Annotated in this window: 20 protein-coding genes; 10 read left to right on the top strand and 10 right to left on the bottom strand. The window is 70.5% G+C overall.

Going from position 1 to position 22,289, the window contains the following annotated elements; genetic code table 11:
* Window position 1: 1 nt before the first annotated feature.
* From KUV85_RS05220 to KUV85_RS05205, 4 genes are all read right to left on the bottom strand, one after another.
* Window positions 2–1,516 carry a glycosyltransferase family 2 protein gene (locus KUV85_RS05220; RefSeq protein ID WP_219962161.1) on the bottom strand — a complete coding sequence of 505 codons (1,515 nt, stop codon included), beginning with the start codon at window positions 1,514–1,516 and terminating at the stop codon, window positions 2–4.
* The gene (locus tag KUV85_RS05215) at window positions 1,513–4,545 is read right to left on the bottom strand and encodes a sensor domain-containing protein (protein WP_219962160.1); all 3,033 of its coding nucleotides are present in this window, start codon (window positions 4,543–4,545) and stop codon (window positions 1,513–1,515) included. The genes KUV85_RS05220 and KUV85_RS05215 overlap by 4 nt, the downstream gene beginning before the upstream one ends.
* Before the next feature lie 110 nt (window positions 4,546–4,655).
* Window positions 4,656–7,010, bottom strand: coding sequence for an ATP-binding cassette domain-containing protein (locus tag KUV85_RS05210; protein ID WP_219962159.1), 2,355 nt, complete (start codon window positions 7,008–7,010; stop codon window positions 4,656–4,658).
* 48 nt (window positions 7,011–7,058) lie between these two features.
* On the bottom strand, window positions 7,059–7,337 hold the full coding sequence (locus KUV85_RS05205; RefSeq protein ID WP_219962158.1) for a hypothetical protein: 279 nt from the start codon (window positions 7,335–7,337) through the stop codon (window positions 7,059–7,061).
* Window positions 7,338–7,537: 200 nt separating this feature from the next.
* On the opposite strand from KUV85_RS05205, the gene KUV85_RS05200 reads away from it, so the two are divergent.
* Both KUV85_RS05200 and KUV85_RS05195 read left to right on the top strand, forming a co-directional pair.
* Complete coding sequence (locus tag KUV85_RS05200) at window positions 7,538–7,702, top strand: hypothetical protein (RefSeq protein WP_219962157.1); 165 nt, start codon at window positions 7,538–7,540, stop codon at window positions 7,700–7,702.
* A gap of 48 nt (window positions 7,703–7,750) precedes the next feature.
* A complete protein-coding gene (locus KUV85_RS05195) occupies window positions 7,751–8,707 on the top strand; it encodes a 2-hydroxyacid dehydrogenase (protein WP_219962156.1) in 957 nt (318 codons plus the stop codon).
* A gap of 3 nt (window positions 8,708–8,710) precedes the next feature.
* On the opposite strand, the gene KUV85_RS05190 is transcribed toward KUV85_RS05195, so the two are convergent.
* A complete protein-coding gene (locus KUV85_RS05190; RefSeq protein ID WP_219962155.1) occupies window positions 8,711–9,655 on the bottom strand; it encodes a succinylglutamate desuccinylase/aspartoacylase family protein in 945 nt (314 codons plus the stop codon).
* A 13-nt stretch (window positions 9,656–9,668) separates the two neighbouring features.
* Window positions 9,669–10,160 (bottom strand): ATP-dependent zinc protease family protein, encoded by a 492-nt coding sequence (locus KUV85_RS05185; protein ID WP_219962154.1) that lies wholly within the window; start codon window positions 10,158–10,160, stop codon window positions 9,669–9,671.
* Window positions 10,161–10,180: 20 nt separating this feature from the next.
* Between KUV85_RS05185 and rimK the strand changes: the two genes are divergently transcribed.
* Window positions 10,181–11,374 (top strand): 30S ribosomal protein S6--L-glutamate ligase, encoded by a 1,194-nt coding sequence (gene rimK / locus KUV85_RS05180; protein WP_219962153.1) that lies wholly within the window; start codon window positions 10,181–10,183, stop codon window positions 11,372–11,374.
* A 29-nt stretch (window positions 11,375–11,403) separates the two neighbouring features.
* On the opposite strand, the gene KUV85_RS05175 is transcribed toward rimK, so the two are convergent.
* Genes KUV85_RS05175 through KUV85_RS05165 form a run of 3 tightly spaced genes read right to left on the bottom strand, consistent with a single transcriptional unit; the run spans window position 11,404 to window position 14,508 of the window.
* On the bottom strand, window positions 11,404–12,981 hold the full coding sequence (locus KUV85_RS05175) for a cation:proton antiporter family protein (RefSeq protein ID WP_219962152.1): 1,578 nt from the start codon (window positions 12,979–12,981) through the stop codon (window positions 11,404–11,406).
* Window positions 12,982–12,988: 7 nt separating this feature from the next.
* Window positions 12,989–14,035, bottom strand: a complete 1,047-nt coding sequence (locus KUV85_RS05170) for an alpha/beta hydrolase (RefSeq protein ID WP_219962151.1) — start codon at window positions 14,033–14,035, stop codon at window positions 12,989–12,991.
* Window positions 14,032–14,508: an SRPBCC family protein gene (locus tag KUV85_RS05165; protein ID WP_219962150.1), complete on the bottom strand. Its 477-nt coding sequence runs from the start codon at window positions 14,506–14,508 to the stop codon at window positions 14,032–14,034. The genes KUV85_RS05170 and KUV85_RS05165 overlap by 4 nt, the downstream gene beginning before the upstream one ends.
* Before the next feature lie 101 nt (window positions 14,509–14,609).
* Between KUV85_RS05165 and ectA the strand changes: the two genes are divergently transcribed.
* Genes ectA through KUV85_RS05150 form a run of 3 tightly spaced genes read left to right on the top strand, consistent with a single transcriptional unit; the run spans window position 14,610 to window position 16,862 of the window.
* Window positions 14,610–15,131, top strand: a complete 522-nt coding sequence (ectA, locus tag KUV85_RS05160; RefSeq protein WP_219962149.1) for a diaminobutyrate acetyltransferase — start codon at window positions 14,610–14,612, stop codon at window positions 15,129–15,131.
* A 51-nt stretch (window positions 15,132–15,182) separates the two neighbouring features.
* Entirely contained in the window at window positions 15,183–16,433 is a 1,251-nt protein-coding gene (gene ectB / locus KUV85_RS05155) for a diaminobutyrate--2-oxoglutarate transaminase (protein WP_219962148.1), read from the top strand.
* A 33-nt stretch (window positions 16,434–16,466) separates the two neighbouring features.
* Window positions 16,467–16,862, top strand: coding sequence for an ectoine synthase (locus KUV85_RS05150; RefSeq protein ID WP_219962147.1), 396 nt, complete (start codon window positions 16,467–16,469; stop codon window positions 16,860–16,862).
* A gap of 99 nt (window positions 16,863–16,961) precedes the next feature.
* Here the strand turns inward: KUV85_RS05150 and KUV85_RS05145 are convergent, their stop codons facing one another.
* Complete coding sequence (locus tag KUV85_RS05145; RefSeq protein WP_219962146.1) at window positions 16,962–17,978, bottom strand: zinc-dependent alcohol dehydrogenase family protein; 1,017 nt, start codon at window positions 17,976–17,978, stop codon at window positions 16,962–16,964.
* A 101-nt stretch (window positions 17,979–18,079) separates the two neighbouring features.
* Between KUV85_RS05145 and KUV85_RS05140 the strand changes: the two genes are divergently transcribed.
* Genes KUV85_RS05140 through KUV85_RS05125 form a run of 4 tightly spaced genes read left to right on the top strand, consistent with a single transcriptional unit; the run spans window position 18,080 to window position 22,286 of the window.
* Window positions 18,080–19,615 (top strand): UDP-N-acetylglucosamine 1-carboxyvinyltransferase, encoded by a 1,536-nt coding sequence (locus KUV85_RS05140; protein ID WP_237690250.1) that lies wholly within the window; start codon window positions 18,080–18,082, stop codon window positions 19,613–19,615.
* A 41-nt stretch (window positions 19,616–19,656) separates the two neighbouring features.
* Window positions 19,657–20,457, top strand: a complete 801-nt coding sequence (locus KUV85_RS05135; RefSeq protein ID WP_219962144.1) for a glycerophosphodiester phosphodiesterase — start codon at window positions 19,657–19,659, stop codon at window positions 20,455–20,457.
* Between the two features lie 9 nt (window positions 20,458–20,466).
* Window positions 20,467–21,840 carry an MFS transporter gene (locus KUV85_RS05130; RefSeq protein ID WP_219962143.1) on the top strand — a complete coding sequence of 458 codons (1,374 nt, stop codon included), beginning with the start codon at window positions 20,467–20,469 and terminating at the stop codon, window positions 21,838–21,840.
* Window positions 21,841–21,896: 56 nt separating this feature from the next.
* Window positions 21,897–22,286 carry an RNA polymerase-binding protein RbpA gene (locus KUV85_RS05125; RefSeq protein ID WP_219962142.1) on the top strand — a complete coding sequence of 130 codons (390 nt, stop codon included), beginning with the start codon at window positions 21,897–21,899 and terminating at the stop codon, window positions 22,284–22,286.
* The last annotated feature ends 3 nt before the right edge of the window (window positions 22,287–22,289 follow it).

Here is a 22,289-nt window from a genome sequence, read left to right as displayed (position 1 = left end):
GTCAGTCCTCCTCCACCACGACGACGCGGCCGCCGACGGTGGTGACGTGCTTCCACGACGCCTGGCGACGCAGGGTGATGTCGAGGACACCCTTGATGAACACGACGTTGAGGAAGAGTGCGTAGCCCATCTCCGGGAACAGCGTCGCCCCGAGGATGCGTGCGCGCCAGCCGCCCTTCCACACCGTCAGGACGCGCTCCATGGTGAACACCAGGCCGATCCCCACCCAGAACGGGAACCAGATCCACACGTCGAGCGCGAGCAGCATGAGCAGGATGAGGATCAGGTAGGTGCTGACCGCGATCGAGCCGTAGGCAATGCCCAGCTGCTGGGACCAGTAGCGGAACGTCTGCGGTGTCATGCCGTAGGCGCCGAGGTTCTCCAACGCACCCCGCTGCCACCGCAGCCGTTGGTTCCACAAGGCGCGCCACGACGGCATCACCTCGGTCACCACGGTGCACCCCGGCGGCGAGACCATCAGGCCGCCGAGCGACTTCAGCGCGATGGTCAGCTCGTTGTCCTCGGTGAGCGCGACGGTGTCGTAGACCTCGCCGTGGTGCCCCGGGATCAGGACGCCGCGGCTCGCCGCCACCGTCCGCAGGGCCCGGGGGCGGAAGATCGACGCGGTGCCGGTCAGCACGAACACCCGACCGCGCCGGCGGCCCAGCTCCCGGGCGTAGCGGGTGTACTCGTTGCGCTGGAACTGGCCCAGCACGCCCTTGCCGTCCTCGCCGTAGAACAGGCCCCCGACGGCCATCAGCGCGCGGTCGGCGGTCATCCGCCGCGCGGCCTCGGCGAGGAAGCCCGCGTCGAGCACGGTGTCGGCGTCCATCACCATCAGCAGGTCGTTGTCGCCCTGGCCGGGCAGCATCTGCTCCAGCGCCTGGTTGAGCGCGCCCGCCTTCTTGTGCGTGTTGCCGACGGTCTCGAAGACCTCGACACCGGCCTCGCGGGCGATGCCCACCGTGCCGTCGGTGCAGTTGTCGGCCACCACGACGATGCGGTGCGGCGGCGGCTCCTGCGACTCCAGCGACGCGATGGTCGCGCCGATGCAGTCCTCCTCGTTGTGGGCCGGGATCAGCACTGTGATGGTGACCGGGCCGGCGAACTCGTTACGGGTGGCCTCCATGACGATCCGCGGCGCGAGTGGGGTGGCGATCCGGTCGTAGGAGCGGCGGTAGCGGTTGGCGATGCGCCGCTCCAGGACGGCCACGCCGGCGGCGATCAGCAGCGCGAACGCGACGGCGGCGAGCACGGAACGGTACGACGGCGCCTGGGTGTCGTAGAAGACCTCCCAGATCCCGACCGACACCTCACGTGCCCGCGACTGCAGCGGCGGCGTCGCCTCCGGGGCGACGGCGATCGCGAGCAGGGCCGCCGCCAGGACCGAGGACCCGAGCACGAAGATGCCCACCACTCGGTTCCACGCACTCGGCGGGCGGTGGGGGACGTCGTCGCGGAGCAGCTCGCGCTCCTCCTCGTCTCGATCGATGCCGGCGTTGCCGGACGAGGTCATTCCGTCGCTCCTGTCGAGGTCGTGGCAGAGCGATCGAGGACGCTGACGAACTCGTCGTACGGGACGGGCTTGCCGATGTGGAACCCCTGGGCGAGGTCGACGCCTTCGGCGCCGACCACCTCGAGGATGTCGGGATCGGCCACGAACTCGGCGACGGTCTGCTTGCCGAGGTCATGGGCAATGCCCACGATCGAGTGCAGGATAAGCCGGTCGACCGCGGAGCGATGGCAGTTTGCGACGAATTCCCCGTCGATCTTGACGTAGTCGAACAACAGGTGCTTGAGGTAGTAGAAGGACCCGAACCCGGCGCCGAAGTCGTCCAGGGCGAACTTGCAGCCCAGGGCGCTCATCCGCTCGGCGAACGCGCGTGCCATCTCCACGTCGGCGACCGCGGCCGTCTCGGTGATCTCCAGGATCAGCGAGGAGGGGTCGACCCCGAGCCGCGTCAGCTCGTCGGTGATGGTGCGCTCGATCAGTGGTTCGCCGATCGAGTGCCCGGACAGGTTCACCTCGAGGGCGAAGTCGGGGACGATCGCGCGCAGCCGCTGCAGCAGCGGCAGGCTGTGGCGGATGACCCAGGCGTCCAACGCGGGCGCCAGTCCCGCACGCTCGGCGATGTAGAGGAAGCGTCCCGGCGGGACGAGCTCGTCGCTGTCGGCCAACCGGATGAGCACCTCGGCCGACCGGATCCCGCCGTGGTGCAGGTCCTGGATCGGTTGCAGGTGGAGCGCGAAGTCGTCGTTCTCCAGCGCCCGTTCGATCCGGGAGCGCCACTCCATGCGGGCACCCATCCGGGGTTGGGCGTAGCGCGAGCGATCGAAGACCAGGCAGCGGTTGCGGCCGTCCTCCTTGGCGTCGTACATCATCATGTCGGCCAGCGAGAGGATGTCGGCGTCGCTGTCGGCGGCGTCGGCGAAGGTGACGCCGCCGATGCTGACGGTCACGTTGCGACGGGTGCTGTCGAGAGTCGCGGTGTGGCTGCCGATGCGGTCGACCAGCTTGGCGCCCACCGTCGCTGCGGTCTCGCGGTCGCCCTCGGTGAGGAGGACCGCGAACTCGTCGCCGCCGAGCCGCGCGACCACGTCGGTCCCCCGGACCGAGGTGCGCAGCAGGGCTGCGGTGGAGATGATCAGCTGGTCGCCGGCACCGTGCCCCAGGGAGTCGTTGACCTCCTTGAACTGGTCCAGGTCGAGCAGCAGGATCGCGCCGGTCGCGCCGTAGCGGTCGCAGAACTCGTGGTGGCGCTGCAGCTCCTCGTCGAACTTGCGCCGGTTCGCCAGGCCCGTGAGCGGGTCGTGGTCGGCCAGGTGGGCGAGTCGTTGCTCGTAGCGCAGCCGCTCCGAGACGTCGACCACGTTGACCACGACCAGGTCCTCGTCCCCGTCGGCGACACCGGCCAGTCGGCGGCCGCTGATCGCGACGTGGATGGTCTCGCCCTCGGTGGTGCGCAGGCTCCAGTCGGCGGTGATGAGCGCGGGGCTCCGCCGCACCGCCTCGTGGAGGTGCGGCGCGATCGACTCGGCGCCGGGGCCGGCGTACTCGTCCATCGGCTGTCCGACCAGGGTCGCGGCCTCGCGGCCCAGGAGGTGGCCCATGGACTGGTTGGCGCGGACCACGGTGCCGTCGGGACGTACGACGGCCACGCCGTGCGGTGCGTCCGCGAACAACCCCTCGGCGCGCTCGCGCGCCTCCTCGGCCTCGCGCGCCCGGGCGCGCTCCCGGCTCACGTCACGCGCCACCAGCAGGATCGCGCCCTCGACGGTGCCGTCGGGCAGCGGGGAGACGAGCACCTCCTGCTCGGACCCGTCCGAGGTCGCGACGAGCTCCGCGTGGCCCTCGTGGCCCTCGAGCGCATCCGCGGTCAGCTGCCGCAGCACGGCCATGTTCTCCGGCCGGGAGAACTCGGCCAGGTGACGCCCGATGGCCTGCTGCTGCAGGCCGTGCTTGGTCGCCGACTGCCCACCGACCGCGCGGATCACCAGGTCCTCGTCCAGCATCATCACGACCGTGTCGGGCAGGTGCTCCAACAGCGTCCGCCACCGGCCCTCGGCCTCGGCGAGCTCGCGCTCCGCGCGCTCGGCGGCCGTCACGTCGATGGCCACACCCAGGTAGCCGGTGCGCTCCCCCGCCGCGTCGACCAGCTCGGTGACCACCAACTGCATGAAGAGCGTCTCCCCCGTGGCGGTGCGGTAGGTCCACACCCGTCCCGGGGCACGGGTCTCCGCGAGGGTCCGGAAGACGGCGAACCCCGGCTCCACGCCGAGCTCCGCGGCGACCCGCGCCACCTCGTCCGGGTCGTGCAGGAACTCGGGTCCCTGCTTGCCGATCAGGGTCTCGGGGGCGTAGCCCAACAGCTCCTGCGCCCCCGCGCTGTAGGAGCGGATGATCCCGTCGAGGTCGTAGGAGATGATCTTGGTCTGGCGTGCCCCACGCAGGATGGCCTCGTTCTCCGAGCTCGCCTCCTCGGCGAGGGAGCGATGGCGTGCCAACTCGGCCACGAGCCGCTGGATGACCGGTGCGATGAGCGCTGCGACGGCAGTCCAGAGCACGGCGCGCCGCCACTCGCTGTCGGGGTACGCCGGCGCGCCGATGAGCAACAGCGGAAGGCCCAGCACGCACGCGGTGAGGACGGCACTGACGATCAGGTCCCGCCGGGTGCCGGTGAGGGCCAGCCAGAGGATCGGCAGCACGATGATGGGCGCGATCCCCGAATCCGCGCCTCCCCCGGCGTCCCGGGCGGCGGCGTAGATGAGGAAGAACAGGAACGCGGGCGCCGGATCCACCCACGATCGCTCGTCACGACTGATCGCGACCGCGAGCAGGCCGAGTGCGACGAAGAAGCCGACCGCCACGATCACCAGCTCGACGGCCTTGTCGCTCTCGTACGGCGGCAGGAAGACGCTGCCGAGGCCGGCGATCGCCACCAGGACGAACGGAAGCGCGGTCTGCCAGCTGGGCCGCGTCGGTGCGGACTCCGCCGGCCGCATCTGGTGGAGCAACGACGAACTCCGCGGAAGCAATGCGCTCATGGTGTCCTGTGCTGCTCGGGTCCCCGGTCACCACGATCCTAGTCGACGCCGGTCCCGCGGGCGCTGCACTGCGCCTCGACGGCGGGCCGTGCGAGGGCGTGATGGTGGTCTCAGTCCTCGGTGCCCACGTAGCGGGCGAGGTGCTCCCCGGTGAGCGTCGACCGGTCCGCCACGAGGTCGGTGGGCGTGCCCTCGAAGACCACGGTGCCACCGTCGTGCCCCGCACCGGGGCCGAGGTCGATGATCCAGTCCGCGTGGGCCATGACCGCCTGGTGGTGCTCGATCACCACCACCGACATCCCGTCGTCGACCAGGCGGTCCAGCAGGGCGAGGAGCTGGGCGACCTCGGCCAGGTGGAGCCCGACCGTGGGCTCGTCGAGCACCAGGACCTGGCCGCCGCTGCCGCGTCCGGTGCTCATCGCCAACCGGACGCGCTGCCGCTCCCCTCCCGAGAGCGTGTTGAGCGGCTGGCCCAGGGTCAGGTACCCGAGGCCGACGTCGGCGAGCCTGGCCAGGATGGTGGCGGCGGCCGGCGTACGTGCCTCGCCCTCGGCGAAGAACGCATGGGCGTCGGCCACGGGGAGCGCGAGCACCTCGGCGATGTTGAGCCCGGCCAGGCGCAGGTCGAGCACCTCGGCCTGGTAGCGCTTGCCGCCGCAGTCCTCGCACGGCGTGGACACGGTGTCGGTGAAGCTGAACTCGGTCACGATGACGCCACTGCCCCGGCAGGTCGGACAGGCGCCCTCGGAGTTGGCGCTGAACAGTGCGGGCTTCACCCCGTTGGCCTTGGCGAAGGCCTTCCGGATCGGTTCCAGCAGGCCGGTGTAGGTCGCCGGGTTGGACCGGCGCGAGCCCTTGATCGGCGCCTGGTCGACGGTGACGACGCCGTCGCGGCCGGCGACGGAGCCGCTGATGAGGGAGCTCTTGCCCGAGCCCGCGACACCGGTGAGGACCGTCAGGACGCCGAGCGGGATGTCGACGTCGACCGAGCGCAGGTTGTGGGTGTCGGCGCCGCGCACCTCCAGCGCGCCGGATGCCGTGCGGACCGTGTCCTTGAGGGAGGCCCGGTAGCTCAGGTGCCGGCCGGTGTGGGTGTCGCTGCCGCGGAGGCCGGCGAGGTCGCCCTCGTAGACCACTTCGCCGCCGGCGGTGCCCGCACCCGGCCCCATGTCGACCACGTGGTCGGCGATGGCGATGGTCTCGGGCTTGTGCTCCACCACCAGCACCGTGTTGCCGTTGTCCCGCAACTGGCCGAGCAACTGGTTCATCCGCGCGACGTCGTGGGGGTGCAGGCCGATGGTGGGCTCGTCGAAGACGTAGGTGACGTCGGTGAGCGCGGAGCCCAGGTGGCGCACCATCTTGGTGCGCTGCGCCTCGCCTCCCGACAGCGTGCCGGAGGGGCGGTCGAGCGAGAGGTAGCCGAGGCCGATCTCGACGAAGGAGTCCAGCAGGTGCAACAGCTTCTCCAGCAGCGGTGCGACGCTGGGCTCGTCGAGGGTGCGGAGCCATGCAGCGAGGTCGGTGACCTGCAGGGCGCACGCCTCGCCGATGTGCCGGCCGCCGATCGTGGAGGAGCGTGCGGACACGTTGAGGCGGGTGCCGCCGCACGCGCTGCAGGTGTCGAAGACCGCGGCGGCCTCCACGAACCGCTTGATGTGGGGCTGCAGCGAGTCGGGGTCCTTGCTGAACATCGACTTGCGGATCTTGGGGATGAGCCCCTCGTAGGTCACGTTGATCTTCTCGACCTTGACCTTGCGGGGCTCGGCGTGGAGCAGGTCGTCGCGCTGCTTGGCGGTCAGCTCCGCGATTGGGCGGTCCGATGGCACCTGGGTCTTGTACGGCGCCACCATCCACCCGTCCGCGGTGTAGCCGGGGACCAGGATCGCGCCGTCCTCGAGCGACTTCGACTCGTCGATGATCTGTGAGAGGTCGAGGTCGGAGACCGTGCCGCGGCCCTCGCACATGGGGCACATTCCGCCGAGGTAGACCTGTTGCTTGATGACGTTCTTCTTGCCCGACTCGGTGACCGAGGCGCCCCCGACCGTGGTGGTGGGGATGTTGAAGGAGAACGCCGTGGCGCCCCCGATGTAGGGCTTCCCCAGTCGGCTGAAGAGCGTGCGGAGCATGGCGTTGGCGTCGGTGACGGTCCCCAGCGTCGAGCGAGGGTTGGACCCCATCCGCTCCTGGTCCACCAGGATCGCCGTGGTGAGGCCCTCGAGGACGTCGACCTCCGGCCGTGGCAGGGTCGGCATGAACCCCTGCACGAACGTCGAGTAGGTCTCGTCGATCAGTCGTCGGGACTCGGCCGCGATGGTGCCGAAGACCAGTGAGCTCTTGCCCGAGCCCGACACTCCGGTGAAGACGGTGAGTCGGCGCTTGGGGATCTCGACGTCGATCCCCTTGAGGTTGTTCTCGCGCGCGCCGTGCACGCGGATCACGGGGTGGGTGTCGGCCGGGTGGGTCATGCCTGCTCCTGCAACACAGCAGGATGGTGCCACACCCGGCCGTCAGGCTCAGGCCTGCTGCTCACCCAGGGCGAACTGCACGCCGCCGTTGTCGTCGACGCCGGCGTCGAGCACCTTGTCGTCGAGCTGCTCGGCAGCGGTCGCGTCGAGGTAGACGGTCGCGCCGTCCTGCTCGACCACGGTGTCCTCGTCGGTCGCCTCGGCGGAGGTGGCGATCGCGAGGCCGGGCTCCGGCTCGGTCTGGCCCGTGATGCGGATACCGGCAGTCTCGGACTGCTCGGCGATCGTCTTCACGATCGTGGTGGCGTTCTCGGTCAGCGTCAGCATGGAAACGGGCCTTCCCGTCGTTGGGTTCGTGACTCCCTCGACGGTGCCGTCTCGCCGTGGTCGCGTCAACCTGAGGACGCCCTCCCCCGCCCGCGCCGCCGACCCGTCACGACACGCCGGCGCAAGATCGCGAATCACCGGACGTGACGCGTCTCACGACCTATCGTTGAACCATCAACGAACGATCGGATGCAACGCTCATGTGGGACACCGTCATCAGCACCAGCCAGCGCCTCACGCACGACCGCCCGTGCGGACACTGCGGCCACGCTCCCCACCACTACCTCCCCTGCGACCACGGCTGCCACTGCCCCGGCACGCTCTCGGCGGCCGGCACCGACGACGCGAGCGCCGTCCTGGCCTGATCCGGCCTGACGCGGGCCGGCGCCCGCGCCGGTGAGACGGTGGACGACATGCCTCGCGTCCACATCACCTTCCCGCCACCGGACGGCGTACGCCGCCGCCTCGCCGAGGAGCAGTGGGACCTCACCTGGTCCGACACGCCCGACGGGCAGCCCCGCAGCGACATGCTCGCCGACGTCGCCGGCTGCGATGCGGTCATCACCCTGCTGACCGACCGCGTGGACGAGGAGTTCCTCGATGCCGCCGGCCCGCAGCTGCGCGTCGTCGCCAACGACGCCGTCGGCACCGACAACCTCGACCTGCCCGCACTGCGGCGCCGCGGCGTGGCGGCCTCGAACACCCCGGAGGTGCTCGACGCGGCCACCGCCGAGATCGCGCTCGGCCTGGTGCTCGCCACCTCGCGGCGCATCGCCGAGGCCGACCGCTTCGTGCGCACCGGGACCCCCTGGCAGTGGCGCACCGACCTCTTCGTCGGGCGTGACCTCGCCGGGGCCACGCTCGGCATCGTCGGTCTGGGGCGGATCGGGCTCGCGGTCGCGCACCGTGCGGCGGCGTTCGGCATGCGCGTGATCGCCACGCCGACCCGGTCCGGCGCCGCGGAGGCGGCACGACGCGGGATCGACCTGCTGCCGCTGGAGGAGCTGCTGGGTGCCGCCGACGTGGTGAGCCTGCACTGCCCGCTCACCGAGGAGACCCGCCACCTGATCGGCGCCCGCGAGCTCGCGTTGATCGGCCCGGAGGGAATCCTGGTCAACACCGCCCGCGGCCCGGTCGTGGACGAGCAGGCACTCGTCACCGCCCTCACCGACGGCACCCTGGGTGCGGCGGGCCTCGACGTCTACGAGGACGAGCCGCGGGTCCCGGCACCGCTGCGCGAACTGCCGAACGTGGTGGCACTCCCCCACATCGGCAGCGCCGGGCGGACCACGCGTGAACGCATGGCCCAGCTGGCCGTCGACAACGTCCGGGCCGTCCTCGGCGGCGGTGACCCCGTCACGCCGGTCTGATCATCACTGGGCGATGTGCACGATCGCGTCGCCGGAGTTGACCAGCGGCGCGGTGTTGAGGCCGATCACCGTGCCCGACTGGTCGGCGTGGACCAGCCGGACGCGCCGGCCGAAGGTGTCGGAGAGCCCACCGAGGCGCTGTCCGCGTTCGACGGCGTCCCCCAGCTTCACGTCCATGTGGAGCACCCCGGTGCCCCGGGCCCGCACCCACTTGCTGTCGCGGCAGTGCACGCTGGGCACCTCGGCCGGCTGCACCTCGTCGATCATGTCCAGTGCCGCCAGCACGCGGCGTACGCCGGCCACCCCGGCGTCGATGGCGAAGGCGTCGAACCGCAGGGCCTCGCCGCCCTCGTAGAGCAGCACGGCCGCCCCCTGCTCGCGAGCGGCCTGCCGCAGCGACCCGTCACGCAACTTGGCGTGCAGCATGATCGGCGCCCCGAATGCCTCGGCGAGACCCACGGTGCGGTCGTCGTCGAGGTCGGCGCGGACCTGCGGCAGGTTGGTCCGCCGATCGGCGCCGGTGTGCAGGTCGATGCCGACCTCGCACTTGGCCACCACCTCCTGCATGAACAGGTGGGCGATCCGGCTCGCCAGCGAGCCGCGGGGTGAGCCCGGGAACGACCGGTTGAGGTCGCGACGGTCCGGGAGGTAGCGGTCCCCGGTCATGAACCCGAGGACGTTGACGACCGGCACCGCCATCACGGTGCCCCGCAGCTGCTTGGGGTCGATGGCGGCCAGGACCTGCCGGATCACCTCGACCCCGACGACCTCGTCGCCGTGGATCGCAGCGCTGATCCACACCACCGGCCCGTCCTCGCGACCGTGCACCACCCGCACCGGCAGGCTCACGTCGGCGCCCGTCACCAGCTTGGTGATGGGCAGCTCGACCTCCTTGCCCGATCCGGCCCGCACCCGATAGGGGCCGATCGGGAACGACTCGCGTACCACGTGGCGCTACTCCTCAACGTCCTCGGTTGCGGCGACGGACCTCGCGCTCGGGGCGTCCGCCCAGGTAGGAGCGGCCCGGGTCCACGAGGAACCCCTGGCGCAACGCCTCCCGCCCGATGAGCATGCGGAAGCCCATCTGGTCGCGCCGACTCAGCGTCATCTCCGCCGTCACGGTGCGACCCAGCAGCGAGACGTCCATCAGCACGACGTAGCGCTCCTGCTGGTGACCGGTCGAGCTGCGGATCAGTCGGCGGTCGTGCACGGGCAGCTCGGCCCAGCTCTGGTCGGCCGCGGACCGCTGCCACGGGTGGATGGAGAACCGCACCCAGGGCACGCCGTCGCGCTCGAAGTCCTCGACGTGGAAGGCGTGCAGCGCCGAGGTGCGCGCCCCGGTGTCGAGCTTGGCCTTGACCCAGTCCACCCGCACCTGCGGCAGGCGCACCCATTCTCGCCAGCCTGCGACAGTGCTTGAATGGGTAGTGCTTGAATGGGTACTCACAGCCATCCATCCAATCAGGTCAGGGAATGAAGCTCGCGATCCTCTCACGCGCGCCGCGCTCCTACAGCACACGGCGCCTCCGTTCAGCCGCCCTCGATCGGGGCCACCAGGTGAAGGTCCTCAACACCCTTCGCTTCGCCATCGATCTCTCCGACGTGGAGCCAGACCTGCAGTACCGAGGCAAGCAGCTCACCGACTACGACGCGGTGCTGCCCCGGGTCGGCAGCTCGATCACCTACTTCGGCACCGCCGTCGTGCGGCAGTTCGAGCAGATGGACGTCTACACGCCCAACACGGCGTACGGCATCACCAACTCCCGCGACAAGCTGCGGGCGACCCAGATCCTGTCCCGCCACCACATCGGCATGCCCGCGACGACGTTCGTGCGTGACCGTGCCGACGTGATCCCCGCGATCGAGCGCGTGGGCGGTGCGCCAGTCGTCATCAAGCTGCTGGAGGGCACCCAGGGCATCGGCGTGATCCTCGCGCCCGACTTCAAGGTGGCCGAGGCGATCATCGAGACGCTGCAGAGCACGCGCCACCAGGTGCTGGTGCAGCGGTTCGTGAAGGAGAGCAAGGGACGCGACATCCGTGCGCTCGTGGTCGGCGACCGCGTGGTCGCCGCGATGCGGCGCACCGCCAAGGGCGACGAGTTCCGTTCCAACGTCCACCGCGGCGGCACCGTGGAGGCCGTGACGCTGGACCCCGAGGCGGAGCGGGTCGCGGTCCGCTCCTCGCAGATCATGGGCCTGCGGGTGGCCGGTGTGGACATGCTCGAGAGCGACGACGGACCGTTGGTGATGGAGGTCAACTCCTCCCCCGGGCTGGAGGGCATCGAGGCGGCGACCAAGCTCGACGTCGCGGGCGCGATCATCGACTACATCGACAACCAGGTCGCGTTCCCGCAGATCGACATCCGCGAGCGGCTCAGCATCTCCACCGGGTACGGCGTCGCGGAGATCGTCGTCCACGGCGACGCGGAGATGGTCGGCAAGCAGCTGGGCGACTCCGGCCTGCGCGAGCGTGACATCAGCGTGCTCACGCTGCACCGCGGCACCTCGGTCATCCCCAACCCGTACTCCTCCCACGTGCTGGAGGCCGAGGACCGGCTCCTGTGCTTCGGCAACCTGGAGGAGATGCGCGGGATGATCCCCACGCGGTCCCGGCGCCGCAAGCGGGTCAAGCGCCTGCCCAAGACGCCCCTCACCGACGACGACTGAGTCGACGTGACGGCCGCGGCCGGCGCCGCTCAGGCGGAGTCCTCCTCCTCCAGGACGGTGTCGGCCAGGGCGGTGCCGGCGCCGCTGTAGAGCTGGAAGACCGACTCCGCGCCGAGTCGCTGCAGCTCGTCGACCTCCTCGTCGTAGCGCGCGACCGCCGCGACGCGGCCGTGGAAGCGGCACGCGCGCAGCATCTCGTAGGCCTCGAGGTTGGAGCCGTGGAACGGCATGGCCAGCACCGCGACGTGCACCTCGCCCGCCCGGCCGACGCGGAGCCAGAAGTCGCGGTCGGTGGCGTCCGCGCGGACCACGCTGAGACCGGCTGCCACCAGCTCGTCCACCCGGGCCTGGTTGTGCTCGACACCGAGCACGGGCAGCCCCTTCTCCTCCAGGCGCTGGTACGCCGTCCGGCCGACGCGGCCCATGCCCAGGACGAGCGCGCGGACGTCACCCACGTCGATCGGTCGGTCGGCCGGGAGCAGCTGCTCGGGGTCCTGCTCGGGCAGCCGGTCGGAGATCCAGGAGGCCACGTCGATCCCGCGCCGGTTGACCGCGGCCGAGACCAGGAAGCTCAGTGCGACCGCCAGGGCCAGCACGACCAGCCACTGGTCGTCCAGCCAGCCGATGCCGGCGCTGAGGGAGACCACGATCAGCCCGAACTCGGAGTAGTTGGTCAGCGCCAGTGCCGCGAGGACGGAGTTGCGGTGGCGCAGTCGCATCAGCGACAGGATGACGGCGTACGCGATCCCCTGCAGCGGGAGCAGGACGACCAGCAGCACGGCGACGAGGATGCCCTCCAGCGAGGGCAGGCCCTCCAGCCCGATGGAGACGAAGAAGCCGACCAGCAGCAGCTCCTTGAGGTTCCACAGCGTCTGGGAGAGCTCGTTGGCGGCCGGGTGCGAGGCGAGCAGGATGCCCATCACCAGGGCGCCCAGGTCGCCCTTGAGGCCGACGGTCTCGAAGAGCCAGTAGCCGGGGACCAGCGCCATCAGCACGCCGAACAGTGCCTGCATCTCGCCGTGGCCCAGTCGGCTCCAGATGCGCCGCATGACCCAGGCGGCCGGCAGCAGCAGCACCAGTCCGAACGCCCACGGACTCGGCACCTCGCCGGTGGAGCTGGTGATGAAGGCGACCGCGGCCAGGTCCTGCATCACCAGCACGCCGATGGCCACGCGGCCGTACAGGGTGGTGGCGTCGCTGCGCTCGTCGAGGACCTTCACCACGAACACGGTGGAGGAGAACGACAGCGCGAAGCCGAGCAGGGCGAGGCTGGCGAAGGACTCGCGGGCGACCATCGACACCCCGGCAGCGACCAGCAGCCCGAACCCGCCGAGCGCGAGTCCCACGCTGAGCGCCATGTGCGAGACCGCGGTGAACCAGATCTCGGGGCGGATCAGGGTGCGGACGTCGAACTTCAGCCCGATGCCGAACAGCAGCAGGGTGACGCCGAGGTCGGCCAGCGGCTCGATGACAGGGAGGGGCTCGACGCCGGTGCCGTGGAGCACGAAGCCCGCGGCCAGGAAGCCGACCAGGGGTGGCAGTCGCACCGCGATCGCCACCAGGCCGGCGGCGAACGCGGTGACCAGGTAGATCGCTGCGGTGGTCATCGGTGCCTCAGGTCAGGGAACGCCCGAGGACGTCGCCGATCTGGTCGACGGCGGTGCGCGCGGAACGGCTGGCGCCGACGGCGTTGAAGAAGCTGTGGATGTGGCTCGGGTAGCGCACCGTCGTGCACTCGACCCCGGCCTCCTCCAGCTTGGCGGCATACGCCTCGCCCTCGTCGCGCAGCGGGTCGAAGCCCGCGGTCACCACGTGCGCCGGTGCGAGGCCGGCCGGCAGGTCGGCGAACAGCGGTGACGCTTCGGGCTGGTGCCGCTCCTGGTCACCCAGGTAGTTGGTCTCGGCCTGGTCCATCGCCTCGGCGGTGAGCAGGAACCCCTGCCCGAACTCGCTGCGGCTCGCCGTGCGGGCAGCCATGTCGGTGACGGGGTAGATCAGCAGCTGGTGCTTCAGCGGCCAGCCCGCGCGGGCGGCGCGGATGGCGACGACCGCAGCCAGGTTGCCGCCGGCGGAGTCGCCGCCGATGCCGAGTCGCTCCGGGTCCGCACCGACCTCGTCGGCGTGGTCCAGCACCCAGCGGTACGCCGCTGCGCAGTCCTCCACCGGTGCGGGGAACGGGTGCTCGGGCGCCAGGCGGTAGGCCACCGAGAGCACGCGGACGCCGGCACGTTCGGCGAGCACCCGGCAGGGGGCGTCGTGGCTGTCCAGGGAGCCCGTCACGAAGCCGCCACCGTGGAAGAACACCAGCAGGGGGTCCGCTCCCCCGCTGCGCACGAGGGCCTGGGGCACGTAGAGCCGCGCGGGAACGGCTCCCTCGCCGCCGTCGACGCGGAGCTCGCGGGTCTCGCCGATGGGCTGGTCGCCGCCGATCATCATCGAGTCCCGCTCGATGCTGGTGCGGGCGTCGGGCCCGAAGCTGAGGGTGTCACGTCCGGTGAGTCGCTGGAGCCGCAGCAGGAACTGCGTCTCCACCGACAGCGTCTGGCCGTCGCGCACCACGGGGCGGCCGGCGAGGCGGCGCAGCACCGTCGGCGGCAGGGCGAGCAGGCGGCGTACCAGCGCGGGCTCGACGCGGTGCAGCAGCGAGGCGACGTCGGTCATCGGGGGCCTCCCGCGACCTCGGCCTCGGCAACGGCCCTGATGCGCTCCAGGGTCTGGCGCATGCCGCGCTCGTTGGCGCGCTTGCGGTGCCATCCCAGCACCGTCCAGTAGATCCGCATCGGCGCGCTGCCGGCGAGGGTGAAGGACTCCGTCACGTTCGTGCCGCCGCCCTCGGCCGGGGTCAGCTCGTAGCGCCAGTTGTTGAGCCGCTTGCCGCCGCCGTAGACGGCGAACCCGAAGTCGCGCCCGGGCTCGCAGGAGGTGACCTTGCAGGCGGTCCAGTAGACCGGGCCCACCCCGTTGCGCCGCACGTGGCCGCGGAACTTCGCGCCGACCTGCGGGCCGCTCGCCCCGTCCACCCACTCCGCCTCGAAGGTCTCCGGGCTGAACTCGCCGATGCGGGTGACGTCGCTGACGACGTCCCACACGACCTCGGGCGGAGCGGACATGTGGACGGTCACGGATCCGTGCATGGGATCAGCCTAGAACGGCGTCCGGGGCCGCTGGACACGGACGGGCCCGTCCCGGGTGAGGATTTCCCCTACGGCGCGGACCGCGCTAACGTCGTCTCACGATGCCTGATCTCACAGAGAACAGCAGCAATCCGGCCTCCGGCACCGCCGGGGAACCGGCCCTACGACGACCGACGGTGGAGGACGGCGCCGCCATGTGGCGGATCGCCCGGGACTCCCAGGAGCTGGACCTCAACACCTCCTACGCCTACCTGCTCTGGGCGAGGGACTTCTCGGCCACCTCGGTCGTGGCGACCATCGACGACGAACCGGTGGGTTTCGTGAGCGGCTACGTCCGCCCCGACGACCCGCGCACCTTCATGGTGTGGCAGGTCGCCGTCGACGCGTCCGCACGCGGCAAGGGGCTCGCGCGCCAGATGCTCGACTTCCTCGTCGCCGACGGCGCCGTGGACGCACTGGAGACCACGATCACCGCCGACAACGAGGCGTCGATCGCGCTGTTCACTTCCTTCGGCACGGCGCACGGGGCGTCCGTCGACCGCAGTGACCTGTTCACGACGGAGATGTTCCCCGACGGCCACGACGCCGAGCTGCTCTTCCGCATCGCTCCCCTCTCCCACTGAGGTAACCCCAACGGGTCGGGCCAGGAGCCGCCGCGACCCCGGAAAGGAACCATGACCGACACCAGCATCTTCACCGAGATCGAGTCCTCGGTGCGCAGCTACTGCCGCAACTGGCCGGTGACCTTCGCCCGCTCCGAGGGCGACAGCCTCATCACCGAGGACGGCGAGGAGTACCTCGACTTCTTCGCCGGCGCCGGCGCGCTCAACTACGGGCACAACAACCCGGCCCTGATCGAGCCGATGATCGACTACATCCGCGGCAGCGGAGTGCTGCACGGCCTGGACATGTACACCACGGCCAAGCGCGACTTCCTCACCACCTTCCGCGACCTGATCCTGCAGCCGCGGGACATGGACTACAAGGTGATGTTCCCCGGCCCGACGGGCACCAACGCCGTCGAGGCCGCGCTGAAGATCGTCCGCAAGGTCAGCGGCCACCAGCACATCCTGTCCTTCACCAACGCCTTCCACGGCATGACGCTCGGATCGCTGTCGGTGACGGGCAACTCGATGAAGCGTCGTGGCGCGGGTCTGCCGCTGACCAACAGCTCCAAGATCCCCTACGACGACTACTTCTCCGGCGCCGTGGACGACTTCATCTGGCTCGAGCGGGTCCTGGAGGACTCCGGCTCGGGCGTGGACAAGCCGGCGGCCATCATCGTCGAGACCGTGCAGGGCGAGGGCGGCCTCAACGCTGCTCGCATGGAGTGGCTGCGTGCGCTCTCCGACCTGTGCCAGACCCACGGCATCTACCTCATCGTCGACGACGTGCAGGCCGGCTGCGGCCGCACCGGCACGTTCTTCAGCTTCGAGGAGGCCGGGATCAAGCCCGACATCATCACGCTGTCGAAGTCGATCTCCGGCTCCGGCCTGCCGATGGCGATCGCCCTGATCAGCCCCGAGCTGGACCAGTGGGAGCCCGGTGAGCACAACGGCACCTTCCGCGGCAACAACCCGGCGTTCGTCACCGCGACCGCAGCGCTGAAGAAGTACTGGGCCGACGACGTGTTCTCCAAGGAGGTCCAGCAGCGCGGCTACGAGCTGCACGGCGGGCTCTCCCGCATCGCGGCGAAGTACGACGGCACCGTCCGCGGCCGCGGGCTGCTGACCGGCATCCACTTCTCCGACCCCGAGGCGGCCGGCAAGCTCGCCGGTGCCTGCTTCCAGCGTCACCTCATGGTCGAGACCTCCGGTCCCGACGACGAGGTGCTCAAGGTGATGCCTCCGCTGACGATCAGCAAGGACCGCCTCGCGGAGGGCATCGAGCGGATCGAGGCCGCCGCGGCCGAGGTTCTGGCCTGACCTGCAGCTGACCACACCGGAGAAGGGAGCCCCATGAGGATCACCTACATCGAGGACCTGAACGACACCGACCGCGACGTCCACGCCGAGAACGGCAACTGGCGCAGTCGCCGGATCGTGCTGGCCAAGGAAGGGGTGGGCTTCTCCTTCCACGAGACCATCCTCTACGCCGGCACCACCACCGAGATGTGGTACGCCAACCACATCGAGGCCGTCTACTGCGTCGGGGGCACCGGCGAGCTCCTCAACCGGGAGACCGGTGAGAAGCACGAGGTCCGCGACGGCATGTGCTACCTGCTCGACGGCAACGAGAAGCACACGCTGACGGCCTACACCGACCTGCGGATGGCGTGCGTGTTCAACCCGCCGGTCACCGGCCGTGAGGTGCACGACGAGAACGGCGTGTACCCGCTGATCACCGAGGACTGATCGCCGCAGGCGGTCCCCGCAACGACGAGGGGCGCCCCACCACCGCAACGGTGGTGGGGCGCCCCTCGTCGTGGGTCCGCCGGAGCGGACGTCGGGCACCTAGGGCCGCAGCATGACCTTGATGGCGCGGCGCTCGTCCATGGCGCGGTAGCCCTCCGGCGAGTCCACCAGGTCCATCGTGGCGTCGAACACCCGGCCGGGTGCGATGCGGCCGGACTGCACCAGGTCGAGCAGCTCGGGCAGGTAGCGACGCACCGGGGCGATGCCGCCGCGCAGGCCCACGTTCTTGGAGAACATCCGCTGGACCGGCAGCTCCACGCCGTGGGGCACGCCGACGAACCCGACGGTGGATCCCGGGCGCGCGACCGAGAACGCCGTGCCCATCGCCTGGTCGGTGCCGACACACTCCAGCACGGCGTCGGCGCCCACGCCGTCGGTGATCTCCTTGACCGCCGCACTCCCCTCGCGGCCGCGCTCGGCGACCACGTGGGTGGCGCCGAACTCGCGCGCGATCGCCTGTCGCGGCTCGTGGCGCGACATCACGATCACCTTCTCCGCCCCCATGGCACTCGCGGCCAGTACGCCGCACAGGCCCACGGCACCGTCGCCGACCACCACCGCGGAGCCGCCCTGCTGCACGCCGGCCGAGACCGCTGCGTGCCATCCGGTGGGCATCACGTCGGACAGGGCGAGCAGCGAGGCCAGCTCGTCCTCGTCCTCGGTCCGCTCGGTGGCGACCAGGGAGCCGTCGGCCTGCCCGACACGGGCGTACTCGGCCTGGCCACTCGTGGTCATCGACATGTTGACGCACGCCGAGTGCGCCCCGGCGCGGCAGTGGGCACAGGTGTTGTCGCAGTGGTCGAACGGCACGACGACGAAGTCGCCGGCGCGGAAGCGGGTGACCTCGGCACCGACCTCCTCGACCACGCCGATGCACTCGTGGCCGATGGTGTCGCCGGCGGTGATGTCGTTCTCGCCGCGGTAGGGCCACAGGTCAGAGCCGCAGATGCAGCCGCGGACGACGCGGACGATGGCGTCGGTGGGTGCGGTGAGGGTGGGATCGGGAACGTCCTCGACGCGGATGTCGCCGGGGGCATGGATCGTGGTTGCACGCATGACCTCGATCCTGCCAGCCGCGGCCACGCCGGGGTGAGTCGGGAAGTCGGCCCGCGCGCCCCTTTGGACCTATCTCATATATGAGTTAGCGTCGCAGGATGATGTCGACGCGAGAGACCGATTTCAAGGGCCGGTTCGGCAACCTGATCCGGGACGCGCGCAACCACCGCGGCCTGACCCAGGCGCAACTGGCGACCCTGATCGGCACCTCCCAGAGTGCCATCAACCGGATCGAGAAGGGGCACCAGAACCTGTCACTGGAGATGCTCGCCCGCATCGGCGAGGCGCTGGACTCGGAGATCGTCGCGCTCGGTGCCGGTCCCATCCACCTGCGCGTCACGGGTCCCACGACCCTGTCGGGCAGCATCGACGTGAAGACGTCCAAGAACGCCGGTGTCGCGCTGCTGTGCGCGTCGTTGCTCAACAAGGGCCGCACGACCCTTCGCAAGGTCGCCCGGATCGAGGAGGTGCACCGGCTGCTGGAGGTGCTGGAGAGCCTCGGCGTCGAGACGACCTGGATCAACGAGGACAACGACCTCGAGATCGTGCCGCCCAAGGATCTCGACCTCACCAGCATCGACGAGGAGGCGGCGCGGCGTACGCGCTCGGTGATCATGTTCCTCGGACCGCTGCTGCACCGCTCGGCGCAGTTCCAGCTGCCCTACGCCGGTGGCTGCAACCTCGGCACCCGCACCGTGGAGCCGCACATGGCCGCGCTGCGGCCCTTCGGCCTCGAGGTCAAGGCGACCGACGGGTGGTACCACGCCCAGCTGGACGCGGACGTGGCGCCGCAGCGGCCGATCGTGCTGACCGAGCGCGGCGACACCGTCACCGAGAACGCGCTGATGGCCGCCGCCCTGCACCCGGGCACCACGGTCATCCGCAACGCCTCGTCCAACTACATGGTCCAGGACCTCTGCTTCTTCCTCCAGGAGCTCGGTGTGGGCGTCGAGGGCATCGGCACGACCACGCTGACCGTGACCGGCCGCGAGCACATCGACGTCGACGTCGACTACGCCCCCAGCGAGGACCCGATCGAGGCGATGTCGCTGCTGGCCGCGGCGATCGTCACCGAGTCCGAGATCACCATCACCCGGGCACCGATCGAGTTCCTCGAGATCGAGCTGGCCGTGCTGGAGGAGATGGGGTTCCGCTACGAGCTCTCCGCGGAGTACCTCGCCGCCAACGGGCACACGCGCCTGGCCGACATCCGCACGCTCCCCTCGCAGTTGGTGGCCTCGCGCGACAAGATCCACCCGATGCCCTTCCCCGGCCTCAACATCGACAACCTGCCGTTCTTCGCCGTCATCGCGGCCGTGGCGCAGGGACAGACGACGCTGCACGACTGGGTCTACGACAACCGCGCCATCTACCTCACCGACCTCAACAAGCTCGGCGGGCGGGTCAGCCTGCTCGACCCGCACCGGGTGATGATCGAGGGTCCGACCTCCTGGCGGGGTGCCGAGTTGATGTGTCCGCCGGCGCTGCGCCCGGCGGTCGTGATCCTGCTCGCCATGCTGGCGAGCAAGGGCACCTCGGTGCTCCGCGGCACCTACGTCATCCACCGTGGGTACGAGGACCTCGCCGAGCGACTGGGTTCACTCGGCGCCGACATCGAGACCTTCCGCGACATCTGAGTTCGACGACATCGCGTCCGGGGATCTGACAGGCTCACCACGTGCGTTCGGCCACGACGGGGTTCGGCTACCTCGATGACGTCCCGTCGGGTGCGGTGCTCGCATTCGCGCACCGCGGCGGGGCCCACCATCCCGACCTGACGGGCGTGGAGAACTCGCTGCGTGCGTTCCGTCATGCAGCCGACCTGGGCTACCGCTACCTCGAGACCGACGTGCACCTCACGCGCGACGGGGTCCTGGTGGCGTTCCACGACGAGTCGCTGGACCGGGTCACCGACCGGACCGGGCCGGTGGCCGGACTGACGCTCGCCGAGGTGCAGCAGGCACGCATCAACGGCGCCGAGCCGGTGCCGACGCTGGCCGAGCTCGTGGCGGCCTTCCCGGGGCTGCGGTTCAACATCGACATCAAGTCCGCGGCGGCGGTCGCCCCGTTGGCGCGCTTCGTGGCCGAGCACGACCTCTGGGACCGCGTGTGCGTCGGCTCCTTCTCCGTGCGGCGCACCCGGCGCTTCCGCCGGCTCACCGCCGGTCGGGTGCCGACGGCCGCCCACCTGGGCGAGATCCTCGCGCTCCGCCTCGTGCCCAGTGCGCGACTGGCCCGCATCGTGGGCGGCCGCGGGCGTGCGCTCCAGGTCCCGCACCGCCGGGGGCGCTTCCGGGTCGTGACCGCGGGGCTCGTCCGCCGCGCCCACGCCACGGGCCGCCAGGTGCACGTGTGGACCGTGGACTCCCCCGAGGAAATGCACGAACTGCTCGACCGCGGTGTCGACGGCCTCTTCACCGACCGCACCGACGTGCTGAAGGATGTGCTGCTGGAGCGTGACCAGTGGTGGAGCGGCTGAGGAGGCCACATGACCGGCAACACTGACCCGGTGGCGTCGACGACGCCCTCGCAGCGGACCTTCACCTGGCCCGTCGTCTCCTGGGGGCTGTGGGACTGGGGGTCGGCGGCGTTCAACGCGGTCATCACCACGTTCGTCTTCAGCGTCTACATCACCTCCGACGCCTTCGGCCCGGGCGCGTCCTCCAAGCTCGGCTGGGCGCTGGCCGGCGCCGGCCTGGTCATCGCCCTGCTCGCCCCCATCACCGGTCAGCGGGCCGACCGGACCGGGCGGCGTACGTGGTGGCTGGCGGTCAACACCGGACTGGTCATCGCGGCGTCCGCCGCCATGTTCCTCGTCCAGCCGTCCGCGGAGTACCTCTGGCTCGGCCTGCTGCTGCTCGCGGCGGGCAACGTGTTCTTCGAGTTCGCCTCGGTGAACTACAACGCGATGCTGGCCGACATCTCCACGCGCGAGACGGTCGGCCGGGTGTCCGGCTTCGGCTGGGGACTGGGCTACCTCGGCGGCATCGTGCTGCTGCTCATCGTCTACTTCGGGCTCATCAGCCCCGAGGTCGGCCTCTTCGGCGTGACCGACGAGGACGGCATGGACGTCCGCGTCACCATGCTGCTGTGCGCCGGCTGGACGCTGCTGTTCTCACTGCCCGTGCTGATCACCGGCCGCCAGCAGTCCGACCGCCGGCCCCGGGGAGAGCGCGTGGGCGTCGTGGGGGCCTACCGCGCACTGTTCGCCACCGTCGCCCGGTTGTGGCGCGAGGACCGCAACACGGTCTGGTTCCTGCTGTCCTCGGCCGTCTTCCGTGACGGCCTGGCCGGCGTGTTCACCTTCGGTGCCGTCATCGCGGCCCGCGTGTTCGGCTTCTCCGACAGTGGCGTGATCGTCTTCGGCATCGCCGCCAACGTGGTGGCCGGGCTGGCGACGATCGGGTTCGGCTTCCTCGACGACCGGCTCGGGCCCAAGCGCCTCATCCTCGGCTCGCTGACCGCGATGATGGTCTCGGGGCTGGTGATCTTCGTGCTCCACGACAGCGGCTCGACCGTGTTCTGGATCTTCGGCCTGCTGCTGGCCATCTTCGTCGGCCCGGCACAGTCGGCGTCGCGCACCTTCCTCGCCCGGCTGATCCCGCCGGGCAAGGAGGGCGAGGTGTTCGGGCTGTACGCCACGACCGGGCGTGCCGTGAGCTTCCTCTCCCCCGCCGGATTCTCCCTCGCCATCGCGCTCGGAGCGGTGCTCACCGGCGCCGAGAGCGTCGACGACACGCAATATTGGGGAATCCTCGGTATCCTCGTGGTGCTGCTGACCGGGATGCTGATGTTGCTGTTCCTGGTCCGGCCGGCCGAGACGACCGTGAGTGAGGACACAGCCGCGCAGCGCGCTGGTTGAAACCTTTCCGGTCCCCCACTCGTTGTAACCCTGACAGCCAACCCGAGGAGCTATCGATGGCGGAGCGCACACTGCGAGGTGCCCGACTGGGCGGCCAGTCCTTCGAGGACGAGCGCGGGATCGAGTTCGCCGCGCGCCAGCAGGTCGCCTACCGATGCCCGCAGTCCCACGAGTTCGAGATCACCATGTCGGTCGAGGCCGAGGTCCCGGCCATCTGGGAGTGCCCGCGCTGCGGCGCCGAGGCCGAGAGCGTCGAGGAGATCGAGCGCGAGGTCAAGCCCGAGAAGCCGCAGCGCACCCACTGGGACATGCTGCTGGAGCGCCGGTCCGAGGACGAGCTGGAGGAGATCCTCACCGAGCGGCTGGAGATGCTGCGTGGCGGCGAGATCGGCCCCGCGCACCTGCACCGGCCCAAGAAGCGCAAGAAGTCCTCGGCCAAGGGCTGAGCG

The sequence above is a fragment of the Nocardioides panacisoli genome (assembly GCF_019448235.1).
In the GTDB taxonomy this organism is placed as follows: Bacteria; Actinomycetota; Actinomycetes; order Propionibacteriales; family Nocardioidaceae; genus Nocardioides; species Nocardioides panacisoli_A.
This window is presented reverse-complemented; position numbering and strand designations above follow the sequence as displayed.